Genomic DNA, 18,638 nt, shown 5'->3' on the forward strand with positions numbered 1-18,638 from the left:
AACAATTGTATGTTAAATTTCATTGCCCATGTCTCTTTCTCCGCTGACACTGAATTTAGTCGAAGGTTCTGTCTCCTTTAGCTTTTCCCCGCAAGCCGCGCGGGATTTGCAAAGCGAAATTGCAGCTTTGATGGAAAGCTTGAAAGCTGTAGCCGCCAAAACTGCTGGCGCTAAAGCTTCTCCCCAGAAACCTATGGAATATCGGTATGCAGGGGATGTATTTTTGGAAGTTTTCTGCAACCCGAATATCTGGCCAACTCCTTTTGCTGCAAAAGTGCTGATTACGGTTAGGGACGATCGCGTGCGCGTCACCACCGAAGCCGAACTCAGCCGCCTGCGCGACGATCTCGCTCAGTATATCGAACAAGTCGGTTGAGATTCTCAACCTGAAGCCCGCCCGTTTGTCAAGGTTAATATCAATTCCGTTAGCATCGGAATGATATAAACGGAGGACACGGCAGTGCCGTTTCCCTACCACGATCAATTGTAGGGACACGGCAGTGCCGTTTCCCTACGCCAGATTAATTGTAGGGACACGGCACTGCCGTGTCCTGATTTCGGGTAATATTAATTCCGATGCAACCGGAATTGATATGACATACCCTACGACTAATTTCTAATTGCTAGTTTTAATTTTTTGTCAGGGGATAGCTATCTGCCGGCGACGCCGACCATTCCCACATTGAACCTGCATAATTCCTAGCACAAAATCCCACATTTGTCAAGACACAAGTCAACCATGCAGAGCGAATTCCCCCACTACAATAAGTCACAATTTTAGTAGACTGCGAAACTCCTTTCCGATCCAAAATATCGACAATTTCCCCACGAGTCAGCAGTTTTCCCTGTTTGTCCATCAACTGTTTGTAGTAAAGGTGAACCGCACCGGGAATGTGGCCGCCCCGCTTTTCTCCGTAAGGCGTTTTACCTGCATATTCTCGCGGCTCTCTAGCGTCGATAACTGCTAAATTATCATTGCCTAAAATAGCTTTTAAATCATCGCCTTGAATTTCCCAATTCGAGCGGCGAGATATTACAAAATCTCCTGTTTTTCGTGGATTGTTTGCAGCTTTTACTCGATTAATTCCAGTTTTGATTAAAGCCCGATATCCTCCATCGACAAAAACGGCTTTTTCGTGTCCCAAAGTCCGCAACATCCAAACAATTCGCCCGTCTTCGCCCCACCCTTTCACCGAATCGGCAACGACTATGACAGGTTTGTCTTGACAAATAGCAATTGCTTGCAGTTTTTGAGTTAAAAGTGTGTTATTTTCGATAATTTTTCCCTTGTGGGGAAAGTGCGATTGAGAAAATTCCTGCCAAGTTACGGGAATAGCTGGTGGGAGACGGCAAAACCACTTTAAAATAGGTTCGCGAGCATCTAGCAGAGTAGCGCCCCCTGACAGCAATTGCTTAGCTAAATCGGCGCTTACTATCCAATTATCTGCCAAATTATACACTAAATTACATAGTAAATTAGACATAATTTATTGAGCAATTTTGCCTGTACCCGCAGCGCAGTATAAATCCCGACCGTCATACATTGGATTAGGTGGTTTAATCTTGCCAGGAGCAGCATTTAGACACAAGATTGTTTGGGTTTTGTTTCCTGCTAAAAAGACTCCACCAACCAAACTTTTGAGATTAGCTTGATTCGATACTGCATAATTAAAGACAACTTTGTTTTCCGTATTAATTGAATATTGGTAGTTGGCTGTGTCAGGTTTAATACCGAGACCTAGATTAGAAACAGAACTTGTAAAACCCGTATTGTTTGCATAGTAGGCTTGCTGAGCTTTATTCATTGCTGCCACATATTGTTTGGCTGCTGATTCCTGAGCTTTCAAGGTTGGCGGCCATTGAGCCTGAGCCACTGTAGCAAAAAAAACTGGCAGAGTTAGAGTTGTTATAACAACTTTCCTCTGCCGGTTGTGACAGCTATAAATCCCGCTTGTACCATTGCTTAAAAGTTGAGTTTCAGTAGGGACACGGCACTGCCGTGTCCCTAAAGATGTCACGCTTTTAAAAAGCGGTCTTATTTTGCGATATAACTGGTGGAAAGAGCCGTTGAGGAACATATAATTAAACTAATTGTTTTGCCTGAAACTGTTTCAACGCCCCAGGAGCAACCGTGCCGTGTTCTGTAATAATTCCTGAGATTAATTCGGCAGGAGTTACGTCAAAAGCGGGATTGTAAAATTCGACTCCCACAGGACAAATTCGGGTAGTTCCAACTTGATACATTTCAACTGGATCGCGTTCTTCAATGGGGATTTTGCTGCCGTCGGAAAGTTCAAAATCAATTGTAGATAGAGGCGCGGCGACAAAAAACGGGACGTTGTGAGCTTTGGCAACAATTGCTAAACTGTAAGTGCCAATTTTATTAGCAGCGTCGCCGTTAGCAGCGATTCTGTCTGCACCGACAACTACTGCGTGAATCATGCCGAGTTTCATGCAGTGAGCGGCCATATTGTCGGCTATTAATGTGACGGGAATTCCTTCTTGCACGCATTCCCAAGTGGTGAGTTTTGCACCTTGGAGACGGGGACGAGTTTCGTCTGCAAAAACTCTTCCGAGTCTTCCTTCTCGCCACGCAGAACGAAATACACCTAAAGCAGTTCCGTAGCCGGCTGTTGCTAATGCACCGGCATTGCAGTGAGTTAGTAAGTTCAATTTTTCGGGTGTGGCGGGCAGAACTTCTAAACCTTTGTCGCCAATATCTTTACAAGTTTGTAAATCTTCTGCTTGAATGGTTTTAGCCATTTCTAACAAAGTTTTTTGGATTTGTTCGACGGAACCGCTAGTTCGATCGGCAGTTTTGAGCATTCGCGATATCGCCCAAAACAAATTTACCGCAGTGGGACGGGTCGATCGCAATAAATCGCCTACTTTTTCTAGTTTAGTTAAAAACTCGGTGCGATCGCCCGTTTCGATTTCCCTCGCACCCAAATACATCCCGTAAGCTGCTGCTACCCCGATCGCCGGAGCACCTCGGACTATCATAGTTTTAATCGCCTCAGCCATATCTTCGTAGCGGCTAATTTCCACCACTCCATATTCCTGGGGGAGTCTGTTTTGGTCAATTAGCAGAACTCGGTCTTCTATCCAAGTGACGGGGGAAACTGGGGAGTTTTGAGCAGTCATTGATTTCAATTATGTGAGGGACAAGTTTCTATGATGCCATGAAGGCGACTATTTCTCTATGTTATGAGGATTTACGAATATTTGCACTGGGAATCCGAGTTTTGGGTAAACTCGCCCCTAAAGGATTGGAATGCTTTCGTAACTATCTGCCTGCATTGCGCTTCATTCGATCGAGTTCTTCGTCTGCTTCCCAGAGTTGAAACTTTTCTTCTAAAGGATCTGCGGCATTAAAACTGCTATAATTTGAACTCTGATTCCAACCCTTTGTATCCCAATTCTGTTCTGTTTTAGCGGTAGTGCGAGTTGCAGCTTCGGCTGCTTTTGCTCGGACTTCTTTGCGACGCAATTGAATTTGGCGGTACAGTTCTTTTGCTTTTTCTATCCGTTCTTTGCAGCCTTGCATTTGCCCCCAGCGCTGATTTCCCTGACGCAGCAAAGTTGCTTGCCGCTCTTGCGCTGCTTGAGCGAGGTCAAGCCTTTGAGCGGCTTTGGCTTTGTTCGCTCGATCGTTCCAGCGCTGAATTTCTTGGGCAGCCGAGAGAATTTCTGCTTGCAGTTTTTTCTCTTGTTTCTGGATATCGAGAATCAGCCGCAGGGTGTCTTCTTCTTGTTCCTTCAGTTGTTCCTCTATTGCCTGCAATTCCAGATGGGGATTGCTGCGCAAAAATTCTTCTAATCTGGTTTCTAGAAAGCGGCTGAAATCATCAAATAATCCCATTTTTTATAATTCCTATATTATGTGTTATTGGTTATTGGTTATTGGTTTTTCGCCTTTGAGATTCCCCAGTGCTTAATGTATTAGCTATTAAGACTTGACAACTGACAACTGACAACTGACAACTGACAACTGTCAACTGTCAACTGTCAACTGTCAACTGTCAACTGTCAACTAACTAATTAAAATTTCTGCCCGACAAAAACCGATCGCACATCTCCTCCCTTGCGGATAACTGCTTCTTGATTTTTGATTTCTGCCAGCGTCCAACCGCTAGCGCCGATGCTTTCGCCGACATAAATTCTGCGGGCTACGCCGTCTACTTCAAACAAAGCAGCCGATCGATCGCCCAACTCCAAAATCCCTACCAGCGTGTGCGCGGAAGTCGGCGCGCTGCTGACGGCCGGTGCGGATTGCTGGGACGCGGGCGCGGGCGCGGATTGCTGAGCTGCCGGCGCTGGTGCAGGTTCGGTTTCGCGAGCCAAAATCTTCGGCTGGGGAGACTCCGAAGGGGAAGCGGAAGCGGCGAGGGGAGTTCGAGTGCCGGCGGCGGCGATCGCACGACCGGAGGCTGGAGCTGCGGGCGAGGGGGAAATTGCGGCGGTTTCAGGAGCCGCAGCTACCGGAGCCGCCGGAGCCACAGTCACCTGAGCGGGGGGAGGGATGACTACGACTTGGGGTGCGGGTGCTCCCGGCTGCGCGGCAGCTTGTTCTAGGGCATTAGCAATGCGGTTGACTGCTGTCGAAAGACCTGCGGTTGCCGGCGGCGCGCCGGAAATTTGAATGCTCGGCAACGTTCCAGGGGTAGCGACTCCCGGAACTGCTGCAAGTTGCGGGTTGGGCTGGGGTGCTTTTTTTTGTTCGATCGCTACTAGCGATCGCTGCACGTATTCGACAAACTGGGTATCTGGTGCTGTTTTGCCGCTTGCTGCGGGTGTCTCTGGTGCGGGGGCTGCGGGCAAGCGCACCAGTCCCGATCGGCTGGCCAGCCACAATCCCATGACTAGCAGGAGCGACCCAAATGCTGCTCCGAGCAGGATTCTGTCGAATGATTGTTTGGACTGCTGTTTTTTGGCTGTTTCTAGGGCGACTTGGCGGGCGATCGCTTCTACATCTTTTTCGGCTGGCTGCGGCTGGGGCGCCAACTGCGACAAAACTATTTGAGGTACCGAGATCGACTTGAGCGCCACGAATTCGGGCTGCACTGGCTCGGAGGGCAGTCCGCCGCTGCCGTCGAATGCTCGATCGACTCCTTCAAACAGTTCGTCCATCAACCGATCGGCGTAGGACTCTACTGCCACTGCTTCGGGTGGCACTGTTTCCACCGTCGCCCTCACGGCGATCGGATCGGACGCTGATGATTCCAAAGACATCTGTTTGGCGATTACTTTTTGAGGCATAGTTTTCTGTTTGCTCCCGCTCCTCGACAACCCTGAGATTCTCAACTTCAGACTTCTACAGGATACTTGTGATGTTGACCAATTCTTGGCTCAGAACAGGTCAATTGTATCTCACCCATCACCATATTTTTAGTCCTCGGCCAACTTACTTTGCCCGATCGACTTTTGTTTTACCTGTTTTGGGTCTTTTCGCCCCTGTTTTCTGCTGCCATTCTTATTTGCTTATCCTGACTTTTAGTGCATATTCTACTGCTTTTGTCAACCCCACCCTCCGGGGCTTCGCAGTTTTTGACACACAACTTTACTTGAGGCTTGGCAAAAAAAGCGGGTTTTTTGTCGCTGTTTCCGATCGCATTGCAGCTTAGACAAGGATTTTAGACTTTTATCCGTCTTAAGTTTTTGGTCAGTTTGCTTGAGAGTAATAACCGGTTGCAGATTTTCTCATAACTCATGGCTGCAACAAGGGTAACAACCGCTGTAATTCCCCACAAGCTGCCTGAAGCGATCGCGGCGCATATTCTGGTAAGCTCTGAGAATAACATCGATCGGCTAAATCCTCAACAGCGGTTTTGCAAACAGCCTCATTATTCTCAAATTTTGCATAAACAGCCTCCTCATTCACAGTTTCTCCCTGCAAATAGTGTATCCAAGTCTCAATATTGCGCTTGGGAACAAAAATTGCGATCGCTTCATTCGAGCCCCTCTTTTCCTGCTCATCTTTATCAAGGGCACTAGCTAACTCATTAAGTCTTGCTTCCAGCGTACCCGTATCTGCATCAATTAACACAACTAATCCAATCGCCACCCGGTTTCTATTCTGGCGATAAGCTTTCACTTCCTCCGGATAGTGAGTGCGTACATACTGTTCTCCAGATTGGCTACCAGCCGGACAAATATTAGCTGTAAATAGACCTCTAAAACCTCGTTTTTTTAGGAAAGAACGCGCAAAAACCTCCTGCTGTCTGTCCTCGCAGAGAATGACAATCTGAACTCTACGCTGACTCATTCAACCACCCCCGTGCAATCAGTTCAGAAACTGGCAGTCCAGAATTCTCAGGTACTTTATCGCTAATTCGTTTGACTCGAACAGCAGCATTGCTTTGACGCTCAAACCAATAGCCAATCGGTGAAGCTAAAAGATAGTCAATTAACTCAGAATTGTGAGAAATTAGTGATGCTTGAAGTTTTCCCTCGCTACAAAGGTCATAAAGCTCCATCAGCCAGGGTTGAATTTCTGGTAATGCTAAAAAGTTTTGCGGTTCATCAATCCACAAGGTATAGTCTTCAGATTTTGTACCGTAAATCAGCGCGTATAAAGCAACTAATGTTTTTTGTCCCTCCGACAATTCTCTGAGACGATATTCAATTGGCTTGCTGTTATCTGTTTCTCCGGAAAACCGCAGCTTTAACACCAAATTATCTTCGCTTACTCGCTCAAACTTAAAACTTTTGAATCCATCCAAAACATCTCTTAAAATATTTCCAATCTCAGCAACTTTACCTTGGTCTTCAGATAAGTAGCGATACCAAGAAACAAAATTTTCCATCTTAGGAGTCAAACGCCTTTGTTCTTGGCTACTTTCATCAACCATCAAGCTGGGTACAACTTGCACGATGATAAATCGCGCCATCCGTTCTCTAAACCAAGTTAACTTCGTGTTGTCCTTTCTTGGCCTTAATGAAGGCAGAATAGATTGCGACCACTCAAACTCGTATTTCGGGCCCGGTGAATAATCATCTATATAGAGTTGAACTTCGCCGAATTCAAATTGTAGTAAAGGCTGGTTATCAAAGAGCAGACTCTCGTACCTAACACGACATTTATCTTCATACTCATCGATTTGTAATTGATATTTGTAGCAGCCGTCATTACCGAGAATTTCTAGCTCGAAATGCTGAATTTGTAAGATTTGCCAGCGGGTGAAGTCCGCTGGTTTGAAAATTCCTTCTACCTTACTGTCGCCGCTGACCAATGCTTGGATTTTCTGCAACACCTCAAAAACTGTTGATTTACCCGAGCCGTTAGCACCGAGAAATAGATTAATTGCATCAAAGTCGAGTTCAAAGTTTACCAGACAGCGAAAATTGTTAATATATATTCGTTTCAGCATGGGATTTCTTCACTCATAATTTCTCTAAATCCTGCCATTGTTAACAGGAGTTAAACACAACACTCGGACAACCCAAATTAACCCACCCGTTCCGCCAATTCCAACCAGCGTTCAGTCGCCCGATCGATCTGCTGCGTCAACTGAGCCAAACGATCCGATAACTTCTTCACCTCGGCAAACCCGCTCGGAGCATTGTTAGACAACCTCTTCTCAATCTCTTGTTTCTCAGCTTCCATCTGCGGAATTTGACTTTCTAATTGTTCGTATTCCCGCTTATCATTGAAGGAAACTTTGGTAGATTTTTGAGTGGAACTTTGGGATTTGGAGTTATTAAATTCAGCCGTGCGTGTAAGTTTTTCTTTTTCTTTTTGGCCTTTAATTTCCTTGGCTTCTTCCGCTTTCTTGTAATCTAAATACACCGAATAATTGCCGGGATACAAGCGCAAATTACCGCCCGGTTCCAAGGCGAAAACCATGTCGATCGTGCGATCGAGAAAATAGCGATCGTGGGACACCACAATCACGCAGCCGTTAAAATCTTCGAGATAATCCTCCAAAACCGCCAAAGTCTGCACGTCCAGGTCGTTTGTCGGTTCGTCCAAAATTAGCACGTTTGGCGCACTCATCAGCACTTTTAACAGAAATAATCGGCGCTTTTCCCCGCCCGAAAGTTTGCTAATTGGTGAATACTGTTGGTTCGGTGGAAACAGAAACTTTTCCAACATTTGAGAAGCGGTAATGATTTCCCCATCCGCCGTTTGCACCAACTCCGCGACACTTTTCAAGTATTCAATAACTCGCTGGTCTTCGTTCGGCGTCAAATCCTCTGAATGCTGGTCAAAATAACCGATATGAATGGTTGTCCCAATTTCGACAGTACCCGAATCCGGCTGAATGCGTCCGGTGATGATATCCATCAATGTCGATTTTCCCGCACCGTTGCAGCCAATAATTCCGATCCGGTCTTCGGGAGTGAAATTGTAGGTAAAATCTTTAATTAAAGTGCGATCGCCGTAAGCTTTACTGATATGCAGTAACTCAATCACCTTCTTACCAATCCGGCGGCCCGCTGTGGCAATCTCGACTTTGCCGTTGGCTGTTTTGAATTCCTCTGCTCGCATATCTTTAATGCGATCGATCCGGGCTTTTTGCTTGGTACTGCGCGCCTTCGGCCCCTTCTTGAGCCATTCCAACTCGCGCCGCAATACTCCCGAGAATTTGCGCTGAGTGCTGGCGGCGGATTCTTCAGCTAGGGCTTTTTTCTCCAAGTAATAAGCGTAATTGCCAGCATAATTGTAAAGGTCGCCGCGATCGATCTCCAGGATGCGATTGGTAACGCGATCGAGAAAATAGCGATCGTGCGTAATCAGCAGCAAAGCACCGCGATAGCCGTTCAAATAGTTCTGCAACCACTCGACAGACAGCGCATCCAAGTGGTTTGTCGGTTCATCCATCAGCAACACATCGGGCTCGGACAACAAAGCCGTTGCTAAGGCAATTCGCTTGCGGTAGCCGCCCGACAAGTCGGCAATTTTCGCATCAAAATCCTCAATCCCCAACTTGGTCAAAATCAATTTCGCCTTGGTTTCCAAATCCCACGCATCCACCTCATCAATGCGTTCAGACACCGCAGACAGACGCGCCATTAACTTGTCTGTATCGCCTTTGCCGTGGGACAGTTGATCGGAAATTTCCTCGTATTCGCGCACTAAGGCCATTTGTTCGCCACTGTCAGCAAATACTTGCTCTAAGACAGTGTGATTTTCGTCCAAATCCGGCTGTTGGGGGAGATAGACAATTGTAGACCCTGGATTGACCCAGCGATCGCCAGAGTCGATCGACTCCATACCGGCAATCATTTTCAGCAGGGTCGATTTCCCGGAACCGTTGGTGCCGATGAGTCCGACTTTATCGCCTTCATCGAGGCTGAAACTGGCATTTGTCAAGAGTTCCTTGATGCCGAAGTCTTTTTTGATCGATCGCAGAGTAAAAATAGTCATCAGTATATCAAGTCATTTACCTAGCTTAGTTTAGCTTAGTTCGATCATGTCCGGTTGCATGGATATGGTCTGTCGTTCGGATGAAAGTTTTTCAAGACAAGGGCGAACTGGATTTTTTAGACTATCTAAATCTTGATAAATGTTAAAAGTATGTAGGAATACGGTGATTTTTCAGACTATATAAATCTTAATACATGTTAAAAATCAGTAGGAATACGGTGATTTTTCGGAATCTTACATAAAGTCAAATATAGATGATAGTCAGCTATTGCTTGACATAAAAAGTTACGATCGCCTGACAAGTAAAAAGAGCTTGACAGACATCAGCGCTCTTCAGTAAATTAATTACATCCTTAAAGAATTCGTATCCTTATGGCAATTACACAGGGACAGTTTGATGCATTAGTCGGAAAGCTAGAAAAGTTCTCGAAGAGCAATCCTGGGAATTACCGCCTGCGAGTTGCCCTCTTTGCTGCATTAGGATATGCCTATATCTTTCTGGTACTTGCTGGACTATTGGCGCTAATCGGGGTAGTAGTTCTATCTATCGTTTATGGTAATCGGATCAGTGCTAACACTATCAAGTTCGCTATTTTGTTACTGTTTATAGCGTGCGTGATTGTGCGATCGCTTTGGGTAACTTTCCCGCCTCCCCAAGGTTTGAAACTCAATCGCGATCAAGTCCCTTACTTATTCGCCCTGGTTGATGAATTGACAACTAAACTTCAAGCTCCCCGATTCCATAACATCCTCTTGAATCAACAGTTCAATGCAGCAGTCGTTCAAATTCCACGATTGGGTATCTTTGGTTGGCAGGAAAACTATTTACTTTTGGGACTTCCCTTGATGCAATCCTTGTCTTTGGAACAACTTAAAGCAGTTTTGGCACACGAGTTAGGACATCTCTCTGGCAACCATTCCCGCTTTGCAGCATGGATTTATCGAATCCGCAAAACCTGGATGCAGATTTATGAAAGATTACATCAAAGCGAACAGCATGGAGCCACGGCTTTGTTTAATCGCTTTCTGGAGTGGTATTGGCCTGCTTTTAATGCTTACTCTTTTATTCTGGCGCGGATGAATGAGTACGAAGCCGATCGCTGTGCAGCCCAACTCGCTGGAAAACGCACTGCTGCTGAGGCTCTAATTAACGTAGAATTAAGAGCTCGTTTTCTGGAAACTTCTTTCTGGAAAGATATCCATAAGCAGATGGAACATCAGGCCGATCCACCAGACAATGTTTACTCCTCGATGTTGACAGTATTGCATAGTCCGATCGCTGAAGACAACAACAAACTGTGGTTAAAGCAGGCTCTTGCAGAAAAGACCAATAACGCAGACACCCATCCCTGCCTTACCGATCGACTACAATCTCTCGGTTATTCCACTACTAAGGCACAAAAGCTATCTCAGCCAGCAACAATACAAATCAGTGCAGCAGAACATCTTCTGGGAACAGCTTTACAACAGTTCGCTACTCAGTTCGATCGGGATTGGAAAGAAGCAGCAGCGACACCTTGGCGACAACGCTATGCCTACCTACAGCAAACTCTTGACAAATTACAAGCTTTAGAGCAAAAAGCACAAATCCAGACACTTGCCGAACAAGAAGTATGGGAACAAGTTTGCTACACCTTGGAATTGCGACGTGATGAAGCTGCGCTTCCCTTGTTGCAGGATGTGTTGAAAAATCAGCCAGATCATGCAGAAGCAAACTACACTATTGGGCGAATTTTGTTACAAAAGGCCGATCCTGCAGGTATTGCTTGCATTGAAAAAGCCATAGTGAAAAGGATAGATTGGGTCATAGATGGTTGCGAGTTAGTTTACAGTTTCTTATCGCAACAAGGTCAAACGGAAGAAGCACAAAAATATAGCGATCGAGCCGATCAACATTATCAGCTTCTGCTGAAAGCTCAAAAGGAAAGATCGGACGTGTTCAATAACGATACATTTAAACCTCACACTCTAACAGCATCAGAGGTAAATGAACTGAAGCAGCAGGTAGCTGACTATCCGCAGGTTAAAGAAGCTTATCTGGTAGAGAAAGTTGTTACCTACTTTCCAGAAAAGCGTTTATGTGTTCTAGGAATTGTTCGTAAACGAAGTTTGAGTGAAAGTGAGGATGCGGATCAAAAGTTACTTAACTTGCTCGCTACAAATTTGCAGTTTCCTTCTGAAACATTGCTTGTTATTTTAAAACGCATCAGTTATCGTAATCTCAAGAAAAAGGTTTGTCAGATCGATCGGTCTTTAGTTTTTAGACGTTAGTGCTATTTTATAAATGCTAATGCTGAATGCGATCGCAATCGATGGCATTCAATTGAGTCGCCAAGAATTGACCAACAAAAAAACTATGCGGTAAAATGAGGGAAAAAGCACGGATAATTCCCAAATGAACGATTGAGCCTCAGCAGATTTGATATTTGTCACAGAGTTACACCGCCAGCTTAATGACTTACTCAAGCAACTATCACCAGAACGATTACAAGTGCTTGCTGATTTTGCGGCTTACTTAGCAAATACTGAAAGCGAAGCTGCAACTCAAGAACTTTTGGCAATTTCTGGATTGCTAGAGCGAGTTAAGCAAAATCAAGCAACCCCTAAAACTGATTGCACAAACTGGAGAAGTCTTCGCAATGTACTATAATATAGATACCAACAAAAGTTGGAGTATCTTTTTATGTCCTTGTTATATAGACGCAGGTGCTTATGTCTCAAGCAATTAGGCAAGACATCATCAATATCGCCGAAGAGCAGATTGACGAAATAAAGCAAAAGATTGACTACCATACTACAGAATACACCATCGAATTCATAGTCGATAAATACCTGGAACAAGATGGTGGAGGGATCGGTGAGATTTATATCCCTGAATTTCACAGAAACTTGAGATGGGATATTAATCATCAATCTCGATTCATTGAATCCATTATTATTGGTGTTCCTATTCCTGCCATGATTGTCGTAGAAATCTATGAAACTGGAAGACTAGAAATTGTGGATGGCTCTCAGAGGGTGAGGACTCTTGCAGCTTTCATGACAAATCAGTTGCAATTGAGTAATCTCCAAACATTAGATTCTCTAAATGGTTCCTATTTTAATGATCTCGCACCCTCACGCCAAAGAAAGTTTAAATATACTTCGCTTAGAATGATAATTCTCTCAGACAAAGCTGATGAAAAAGTAAGGAATGATATTTTCTATCGCATCAACACCAGTAATCTCGATCTAACTCCTAATTCTAATAGTCTGCTACCAAACTCATAAGCCTGAGAATATGAAACCAAGAATTGACTATGCTAAGGATAAGCTTTTAAGTCAAAGCCTATGAAAGAGTTCATTAAAGACTTTAACAGGCGAGTGGCAGAAATCCAGAAATATTTTGAATTAGTAGATAAAATTGAACAACTTGGTGCATTATCTTCTAAATCAATCATCTTCCCATCAGGTGAATATATTGTTGATAGCGAGATTCAAAAAATCTTGCAGTCTCATTGTTACTTGCTATTATACAATCTTGTCGAATCTTCTATCAGAAATGGTATAACTGCCATTCATGATGTTATTTTAGTCGAGCAATTAACTTATAAAGATTTAAGTCCGAAAATAAAGAGATTGTGGTTCCTGAACGATAAAAGTAAAAGTTTCAGAGACTCATATATCAAAAAGGATAACGTAGCTGACAATCTTCAGGAATTAATTAAATCGGTTTTGGATGATGAGATGGTTTTGTTAGATCCATCTAATATTCCCATATCGGGAAATTTGGATGCTAAAACTATCAAAGAACTCATAGATATGTATGGCTTCTTTGGAAATTTAGGAGTTGCGAGTAGAGAAATAGATGACATTCTGAATTTTGTGGTTAAGATTCGATGTGATTTGGCACATGGAAATGTTTCGTTTTGTGATGCTTCGAGTCAAATACTTTGGAGCAAGTTAGTTGATGACAAAGATAAATTGGTAAAATATATAACTCATCTGCTGAATAATATTGATGATTACATTGAGAAGAAGAAATACAGAATCTAGCAGTCGATTTTGATGAGTAAACTTTGGCTAGATCGCGATCGCCCGTGGGATTTAAAAACAAAAATCCTCTGCGGTAAAATCAGAAATAAAGCACGGATAATTCCCAGATGAACGATCGATCCTCAGCAGATTTGATATCTGTGACAGAGTTAACCGCCAGCTTAACGACTTACTCAAGCAACTATCACCGGAACGATTACAGGTACTTACTGATTTTGCGGCTTACTTAGCAAATGCTGAAAGCGAAGCTGCAACTCAAGAACTTTTGGCAATTTCTGGATTGCTAGAGCGAGTTAAGCAAAATCAAGCAACTCCTAAAACTGATTACACAACCTGGAGAACTCTTCGCTCCGATGGATGAAGTTGTTCTCCATCCTGATGCTCAAAAGGTTTATGTCAATCTCGATCGCTCATGCCTTCCAATGTACTATAATTCAGATACCAACCTTTGTTGGAGTATTTTTTTATGTCCTTGCAAGAGCTTAAAGAAAAAGCCAGCCAATTATCAGTCAGCGATCGCCTTGCCCTGCTAAGTGCGATCGTTCAATCCCTGCAAAGTACACCAGAAATCGAGAATTGGCAATATTTAATTGCACGTCCTCATGCTTGGCGCAAACAACTTTACATTAAGGGACGTAAATTACTGGCATCGACTATTTGGCGAGACATGACTGCCAATCAGATGTCACCGGAACAAGCTGCCGAAAATTGGGATTTACCCCTGTCTGCTATCTATGAGGCGATTCATTACTGTCAGAATCATCAAGAAATTTTAAAATTAGAAGCAGACGAGGAACGCTATCGATTGGAAGTAAAAGGAGTCCAAGTTGAGCCTACGAATGCTGCTTGACGAAGATTCTCAAGCAAAGTATTTAGTCAATCTTCTTCAGGCAGCCGGTCACGATGTAGCCACAGTCAATACATTGGATTTAATGAATCATCCAGATTCAGTCGTGCTAGACGCTGCCAGAGAAAAGGAGAGAGTGCTGCTTACACGCAATTGTGATGACTTTCAGCAGTTGCATCAAGCGAACCCAGAACATTCAGGAATTTTGGCAGTTTATCAAGATTCTGAAGCTTCTAAGAATATGAGTTATCAGGCGATAGTGAAGGCAATTGATAATTTAGAAACAGCCGAATATGAACTCAATAATCAGTTTGTGGTTCTCAATCAATGGAGTTATTAATGAGAAATTTATGTAAAGATGCAAAATTGAAGCCTCATTGTTACCTGCTATTATACAATCTTGTCGAAATCTAGTTGCTGCTACACAAAGCAGGCTGAATGAAAACCGATCGCCCTGCCAATTGACCAAATCACCAAATTCTGCCAACATTGGCAAATCATCGAACTCTCCCTCTTTGGTTCTGTCCTTCGCGACGACTTTCATGCAGACAGCGACACCGATATCTTAGTTGCCTTTGCCCCCACAGCCAACTGGGCCTACTCGATCGCGCCCAAATGCAGGAAGAACTCGGAGCACTGCTAAGTAGACGAGTCGATCTAATCAGTAAACGGGCGATCGATCGCAGTTCCAACTGGATTCGCCGTCAAGAAATTCTCTCTACGGCTCAAACTATTTATGTCAAATAACCGCGATCGCGCTTCCTTAATCGATCGCTCTTTTTATTTCAACAACTGCTTCTCACGTTTTACCCGTTGGGCAATCGGGTATTTATAAGAAGTCGTGCCGATCGACTGCTTAAACATATCAGCGAAAAGTCCGTTAAGGTTATCTGTTTTCAGCCGAGATTAGGCAAGCAAAATCGTTAGCTTTGTTGGTAAGTGCAAGCGATCAGGGTATCACACATCACTGCAACCGACCTTATGCTAAATTATTGTTGGAATTACAAGCGATCGCCAGCGCCAGCAGAAAAGGAGGATATACAAAAATGGGTAAAGGCAGGTTAGAAGCATTCAGCGATGGTGTAATCGCCATTCTCATCACCATTATGGTGCTGGAATTGAAAGTGCCCCATGAAGCTGATTTAGCTGCGCTGCGTCCGCTAGTTCCAGTATTTCTGAGCTATGTACTCAGTTTTATTTATCTTGGTATCTACTGGAACAACCACCATCACTTGTTACAGGCGACTCGGCACGTCAATGGTAATGTTTTGTGGGCTAATCTGCATCTGCTGTTCTGGTTGTCACTGATTCCCTTTGTCACTGCTTGGACAGGCGAGAACCACTTCGCCGCCTGGCCAGTTGCGCTTTATGGCACTGTGCTGTTGTTGGCTGCGATCGCTTACTTCATTCTTACTCGTGTCCTTATTTCTTACCACGGTAAAGATTCCACTCTGGCAATGGCACTTGGGCGAGACTTTAAGGGTAAGGTATCAGTGGTGATTTATGCCGCAGCAATCCTGCTTTCTTTTGTGAACTCGTGGTTGGCTTTTATGCTGTATGTTTTAGTTGCAATCGTGTGGCTTATCCCCGATCGGCGTATTGAGAAAACTCTGAATTCGTGAAGAATCTTAGGGGGAGTTGAACGCTCATTCTCCCCTTACCAATTACCCATTACTAATTACCAAATGACGACTTTCATGCAGACAGTGACATCGATATCCTAGTTGCCTTGGCTCTCACAGCCAATTGGAGTTTACTCGCTCGCGCCCAAATGCAGCAAGAACTCGAAGCACTGCTAAGCAGAGTAGTCGATCTAATCAGTAAACTGGCGATCGATCGCAGAGTAAAAATAGTCATCAGTATATAAGATCATTTACCTAACTTAGTTTAGCGCTGACCTTCCCACTCCGGCACAAACAAGATTATTGAGGGAATCGCAAACAAACTTTGTACCAAGGCTACAGACTTTTTATCTGTTCGCAGTAAGCTAGTCAATACAGCTCTTTGTTGTCGGGTCTGGCCTGTGCTTGAGCCGAAATGCGCCACGAACCGCGCGATAGAGAAACGGAGACACGCCACAGCCGTAAGCAATCGCCAGCGGGACTTGACCTACCAAAGATTTTTGCATTAAATTTTTACTCAAAAAATGTTATCCTGTCTCGCGCCTTTAAAAAGCATCTTTCAGCGAGCGACGGGCGCGTCCAATCCTCTCCCCGGTCGCAATAACAGGTAAATTAGATGCAGTTGAGCTGACCGCAGTTGCGGTACCATTAATTGTTAAATAGAGTGGTTTGAAGACCTAACATCTAATTCAAAACTATTAGGATACTCTGGAGGAAAAAGCTGTGGCGATAAATGTTCTCTCTCTTCCGTACCCTGTGACATTTGTGGTTCGGTATCCCGAACGTTGGCCTGACCTATTTCAACCCTCTGAAACATCAATACCCGCTCCCAACTCATTAGACCTCTTGCGAAAGTCTCAGGCGATCTCTAATTTAGTCTTTAAAGAAAGTTCATAATTATAAATACCAGCGATCGACATTAAATCTTAATCCGAAGCGCCTTCTTCGATTCCGATATCGGAAATGAAAGTATTCTAAATATATTTAAACTTCGATCAGGGTAAACGCATCTTAACTTTAACCCAAAATATGCTACAGTTAGATCCGACTAATTTTCTATGTAGTTTATTGTAGTTCATGAGTGCTATCAATGGCAAGAGGTTTTAGTAAGGCTGTAACTTTCCAACAAAAACAAACAGATTCATTGCCTTCAATGAATATTTTGAATGCCAGTTTTTTAGAACATTTTGCCAAATTGAAAGACCCAAGAATAGAAAGAAGTAAAGAACATTTACTCAAAGATATTATTGCGATTGCGATTCTAGCTATCATCAGTGGTGCAGACGGATGGGTGGCAATAGAAGCCTATGGTAACGCCAAACATGAATGGTTGAAAAGCTTTCTAGAATTACCGAATGGTATACCATCTCATGACACATTTAGTCGGGTATTTGCTCGAATTGAACCACAACAGTTTCAAGAATGTTTTTTGAGCTGGGTAAATGCGATAGTCGGGGAATTAGAACTAAACGCGATCGCCCTTCATTGATGGCAAAACAATGAAACAATCTTATGACCGAAATGACCAGCAAAAAGCGCTACATATAGTTACTGCCTGGTCTTCATCTCATCAATTGGTTTTAGGACAAAAAAAAGTCGCTCAAAAATCTAACGAGCTGACAGCAATCCCGGAATTAATAGAAATGTTAGAAATTGCCGGAAGTGTAATAACCATAGATGCTATGGGGTGTCAAAAAGACATAACAGCTCTGATTATTAAGAAAAAAGGAGATTATATTTTAGCTTTAAAAGGCAATCAAAAACTCCTGTACCAAGCCGTAAAAGAATGGTTTGAATTAGCCCAAAAGTCCGATTATTTAGGTAGAGAGTATAACTATCATGAACAAGTAGAAGCTGGACATCATCGAGTGGAAAAAAGACAAGTCTGGACTGTGGATGTATCCGAGTTACCACCTCTGCATAATCAAGCATTATGGAGTGGATTAAAAACAGTTGTCATGATAGTTAGTGAACGACGATTGTGGAATAAAACCACCACAGAAGCTCGTTTCTACGCTTAGTAGTTTAAGCAGTAATGCTGAAAAAATTGCTGGAGCGATTCGCAGTCATTGGGGCATTGAAAATAGCTTACATTGGACACTTGATGTTACATTTTGTGAAGATGAAAGCCGGATTCGGAAACAGAACTCTCCCGAAAATTTTGCACTTCTACGTCGATTAGCCATAAATTTACTGAAAAAATAAAAAACTTCTAAGCAAAGTCTAAAAATGAAGCGGTATCGAGCGGCAATGGACAATAATTATTTAGTTAAAATTTTAAACTCTGCCAGTTAATGCTCGAAATCTAACACCTATCTAAGAAGCAAAATTATCCGGCTTTAAGAAATTTAGAAAATCTTAAGGTTCTGATTTAATCTGCTCAAGTCGGGTGAAAATTAAGAATTTTAAGAAGGTTTTTTTAGTTATTTAGTAATGCACAAATTCACGTTTTTGTCAAATTAATTTAGATGCGTTTACCCTGAAACTTCGATGTATATTTTCAATAATAATTCTTTCTTTTGCCAGTTGGCGATTTAAAACTTTTTCTGCTTGACTCAGTTCTTTATTCTTGGTTTTTTTGATGGGGGTTCTACTATTATTGTGAATCTTTTTGATTCCTTGATAACCTTTATCACCTAAAAGTTCAAGTTCTTTATTCATCCCGATCTTGCTTTTTTTAAACAAACTAGGACTTACGCATTGACAAAAAGCATTATCTATGTACTCTCGGCCATAGCATCACTCTGAAGGTTCGCAAAAATAT

General features: G+C 43.3%; 21 protein-coding genes and 2 pseudogenes. 13 read left to right on the forward strand and 10 right to left on the reverse strand.

Going from position 1 to position 18,638, the window contains the following annotated elements; all coding sequences use genetic code 11:
• Nucleotides 1-28: 28 nt before the first annotated feature.
• Nucleotides 29-376 carry a hypothetical protein gene (locus QUA02_RS12340; RefSeq protein WP_015174783.1) on the forward strand — a complete coding sequence of 116 codons (348 nt, stop codon included), beginning with the start codon at nt 29-31 and terminating at the stop codon, nt 374-376.
• Nucleotides 377-629: 253 nt separating this feature from the next.
• Here QUA02_RS12340 and QUA02_RS12345 read toward each other — a convergent pair whose 3' ends face one another.
• From QUA02_RS12345 to QUA02_RS12365, 5 genes are all read right to left on the reverse strand, one after another.
• Nucleotides 630-1,484, reverse strand: a complete 855-nt coding sequence (locus tag QUA02_RS12345) for a sulfurtransferase (protein WP_333028029.1) — start codon at nt 1,482-1,484, stop codon at nt 630-632.
• Nucleotides 1,485-1,487: 3 nt separating this feature from the next.
• Nucleotides 1,488-1,847: a type IV pilin-like G/H family protein gene (locus tag QUA02_RS12350; RefSeq protein ID WP_333028030.1), complete on the reverse strand. Its 360-nt coding sequence runs from the start codon at nt 1,845-1,847 to the stop codon at nt 1,488-1,490.
• A gap of 235 nt (nt 1,848-2,082) precedes the next feature.
• A complete protein-coding gene (gene mtnA / locus QUA02_RS12355) occupies nt 2,083-3,144 on the reverse strand; it encodes an S-methyl-5-thioribose-1-phosphate isomerase (protein WP_333028034.1) in 1,062 nt (353 codons plus the stop codon).
• 142 nt (nt 3,145-3,286) lie between these two features.
• Nucleotides 3,287-3,862 (reverse strand): TIGR04376 family protein, encoded by a 576-nt coding sequence (locus QUA02_RS12360; RefSeq protein WP_333028036.1) that lies wholly within the window; start codon nt 3,860-3,862, stop codon nt 3,287-3,289.
• A 179-nt stretch (nt 3,863-4,041) separates the two neighbouring features.
• Nucleotides 4,042-5,259, reverse strand: a complete 1,218-nt coding sequence (locus QUA02_RS12365) for a hypothetical protein (protein ID WP_333028038.1) — start codon at nt 5,257-5,259, stop codon at nt 4,042-4,044.
• 71 nt (nt 5,260-5,330) lie between these two features.
• Between QUA02_RS12365 and QUA02_RS12370 the strand changes: the two genes are divergently transcribed.
• On the forward strand, nt 5,331-5,624 hold the full coding sequence (locus QUA02_RS12370) for a hypothetical protein (RefSeq protein WP_333028039.1): 294 nt from the start codon (nt 5,331-5,333) through the stop codon (nt 5,622-5,624).
• Nucleotides 5,625-5,707: 83 nt separating this feature from the next.
• Here the strand turns inward: QUA02_RS12370 and QUA02_RS12375 are convergent, their stop codons facing one another.
• The 3 genes from QUA02_RS12375 to QUA02_RS12385 all read right to left on the reverse strand — a co-directional run bounded on the left by QUA02_RS12375 (nt 5,708) and on the right by QUA02_RS12385 (nt 9,370).
• Entirely contained in the window at nt 5,708-6,265 is a 558-nt protein-coding gene (locus QUA02_RS12375) for a hypothetical protein (protein WP_333028041.1), read from the reverse strand.
• Entirely contained in the window at nt 6,252-7,370 is a 1,119-nt protein-coding gene (locus tag QUA02_RS12380) for an AAA family ATPase (protein ID WP_333028043.1), read from the reverse strand. Before QUA02_RS12380 ends, QUA02_RS12375 begins: the two co-directional genes overlap by 14 nt.
• A 77-nt stretch (nt 7,371-7,447) precedes the next feature.
• Nucleotides 7,448-9,370, reverse strand: a complete 1,923-nt coding sequence (locus tag QUA02_RS12385; protein ID WP_333028046.1) for an ABC-F family ATP-binding cassette domain-containing protein — start codon at nt 9,368-9,370, stop codon at nt 7,448-7,450.
• A gap of 372 nt (nt 9,371-9,742) precedes the next feature.
• Between QUA02_RS12385 and QUA02_RS12390 the strand changes: the two genes are divergently transcribed.
• The 10 genes and pseudogenes from QUA02_RS12390 to QUA02_RS12435 all read left to right on the forward strand — a co-directional run.
• Entirely contained in the window at nt 9,743-11,641 is a 1,899-nt protein-coding gene (locus tag QUA02_RS12390; protein ID WP_333028049.1) for a M48 family metallopeptidase, read from the forward strand.
• A gap of 148 nt (nt 11,642-11,789) precedes the next feature.
• The gene (locus tag QUA02_RS12395) at nt 11,790-12,020 is read left to right on the forward strand and encodes a hypothetical protein (protein ID WP_333028051.1); all 231 of its coding nucleotides are present in this window, start codon (nt 11,790-11,792) and stop codon (nt 12,018-12,020) included.
• Nucleotides 12,021-12,082: 62 nt separating this feature from the next.
• Nucleotides 12,083-12,640: a DUF262 domain-containing protein gene (locus QUA02_RS12400; protein WP_333028054.1), complete on the forward strand. Its 558-nt coding sequence runs from the start codon at nt 12,083-12,085 to the stop codon at nt 12,638-12,640.
• A gap of 60 nt (nt 12,641-12,700) precedes the next feature.
• Nucleotides 12,701-13,405 carry an MAE_28990/MAE_18760 family HEPN-like nuclease gene (locus tag QUA02_RS12405; protein ID WP_333028056.1) on the forward strand — a complete coding sequence of 235 codons (705 nt, stop codon included), beginning with the start codon at nt 12,701-12,703 and terminating at the stop codon, nt 13,403-13,405.
• Nucleotides 13,406-13,871: 466 nt separating this feature from the next.
• Complete coding sequence (locus QUA02_RS12410; protein WP_333028058.1) at nt 13,872-14,255, forward strand: hypothetical protein; 384 nt, start codon at nt 13,872-13,874, stop codon at nt 14,253-14,255.
• Nucleotides 14,245-14,592, forward strand: coding sequence for a DUF5615 family PIN-like protein (locus QUA02_RS12415; RefSeq protein WP_333028061.1), 348 nt, complete (start codon nt 14,245-14,247; stop codon nt 14,590-14,592). The genes QUA02_RS12410 and QUA02_RS12415 overlap by 11 nt, the downstream gene beginning before the upstream one ends.
• 159 nt (nt 14,593-14,751) lie before the next feature.
• Nucleotides 14,752-14,895, forward strand: a complete 144-nt coding sequence (locus QUA02_RS12420; RefSeq protein WP_333028072.1) for a nucleotidyltransferase family protein — start codon at nt 14,752-14,754, stop codon at nt 14,893-14,895.
• The gene (locus QUA02_RS12425) at nt 14,868-14,999 is read left to right on the forward strand and encodes a hypothetical protein (protein ID WP_333028064.1); all 132 of its coding nucleotides are present in this window, start codon (nt 14,868-14,870) and stop codon (nt 14,997-14,999) included. The genes QUA02_RS12420 and QUA02_RS12425 overlap by 28 nt, the downstream gene beginning before the upstream one ends.
• A 248-nt stretch (nt 15,000-15,247) precedes the next feature.
• On the forward strand, nt 15,248-15,874 hold the full coding sequence (locus tag QUA02_RS12430; protein WP_333028066.1) for a TMEM175 family protein: 627 nt from the start codon (nt 15,248-15,250) through the stop codon (nt 15,872-15,874).
• A 77-nt stretch (nt 15,875-15,951) separates the two neighbouring features.
• Nucleotides 15,952-16,119, forward strand: a pseudogene (locus QUA02_RS12435) (nucleotidyltransferase domain-containing protein); the annotation flags it as partial.
• A gap of 120 nt (nt 16,120-16,239) precedes the next feature.
• Here QUA02_RS12435 and QUA02_RS12440 read toward each other — a convergent pair.
• Nucleotides 16,240-16,395, reverse strand: coding sequence for a hypothetical protein (locus QUA02_RS12440; protein ID WP_333028068.1), 156 nt, complete (start codon nt 16,393-16,395; stop codon nt 16,240-16,242).
• 569 nt (nt 16,396-16,964) lie between these two features.
• On the opposite strand from QUA02_RS12440, the pseudogene QUA02_RS12445 reads away from it, so the two are divergent.
• Nucleotides 16,965-18,169, forward strand: a pseudogene (locus QUA02_RS12445) (ISAs1 family transposase).
• A gap of 159 nt (nt 18,170-18,328) precedes the next feature.
• Here QUA02_RS12445 and QUA02_RS12450 read toward each other — a convergent pair.
• Nucleotides 18,329-18,559 carry a transposase family protein gene (locus QUA02_RS12450; RefSeq protein ID WP_333028071.1) on the reverse strand — a complete coding sequence of 77 codons (231 nt, stop codon included), beginning with the start codon at nt 18,557-18,559 and terminating at the stop codon, nt 18,329-18,331.
• Between the last annotated feature and the right edge of the window lie 79 nt (nt 18,560-18,638).

This window comes from Microcoleus pseudofavosus SVA1_A4, assembly GCF_036700565.1.
GTDB lineage: Bacteria > Cyanobacteriota > Cyanobacteriia > Cyanobacteriales > Microcoleaceae > Microcoleus.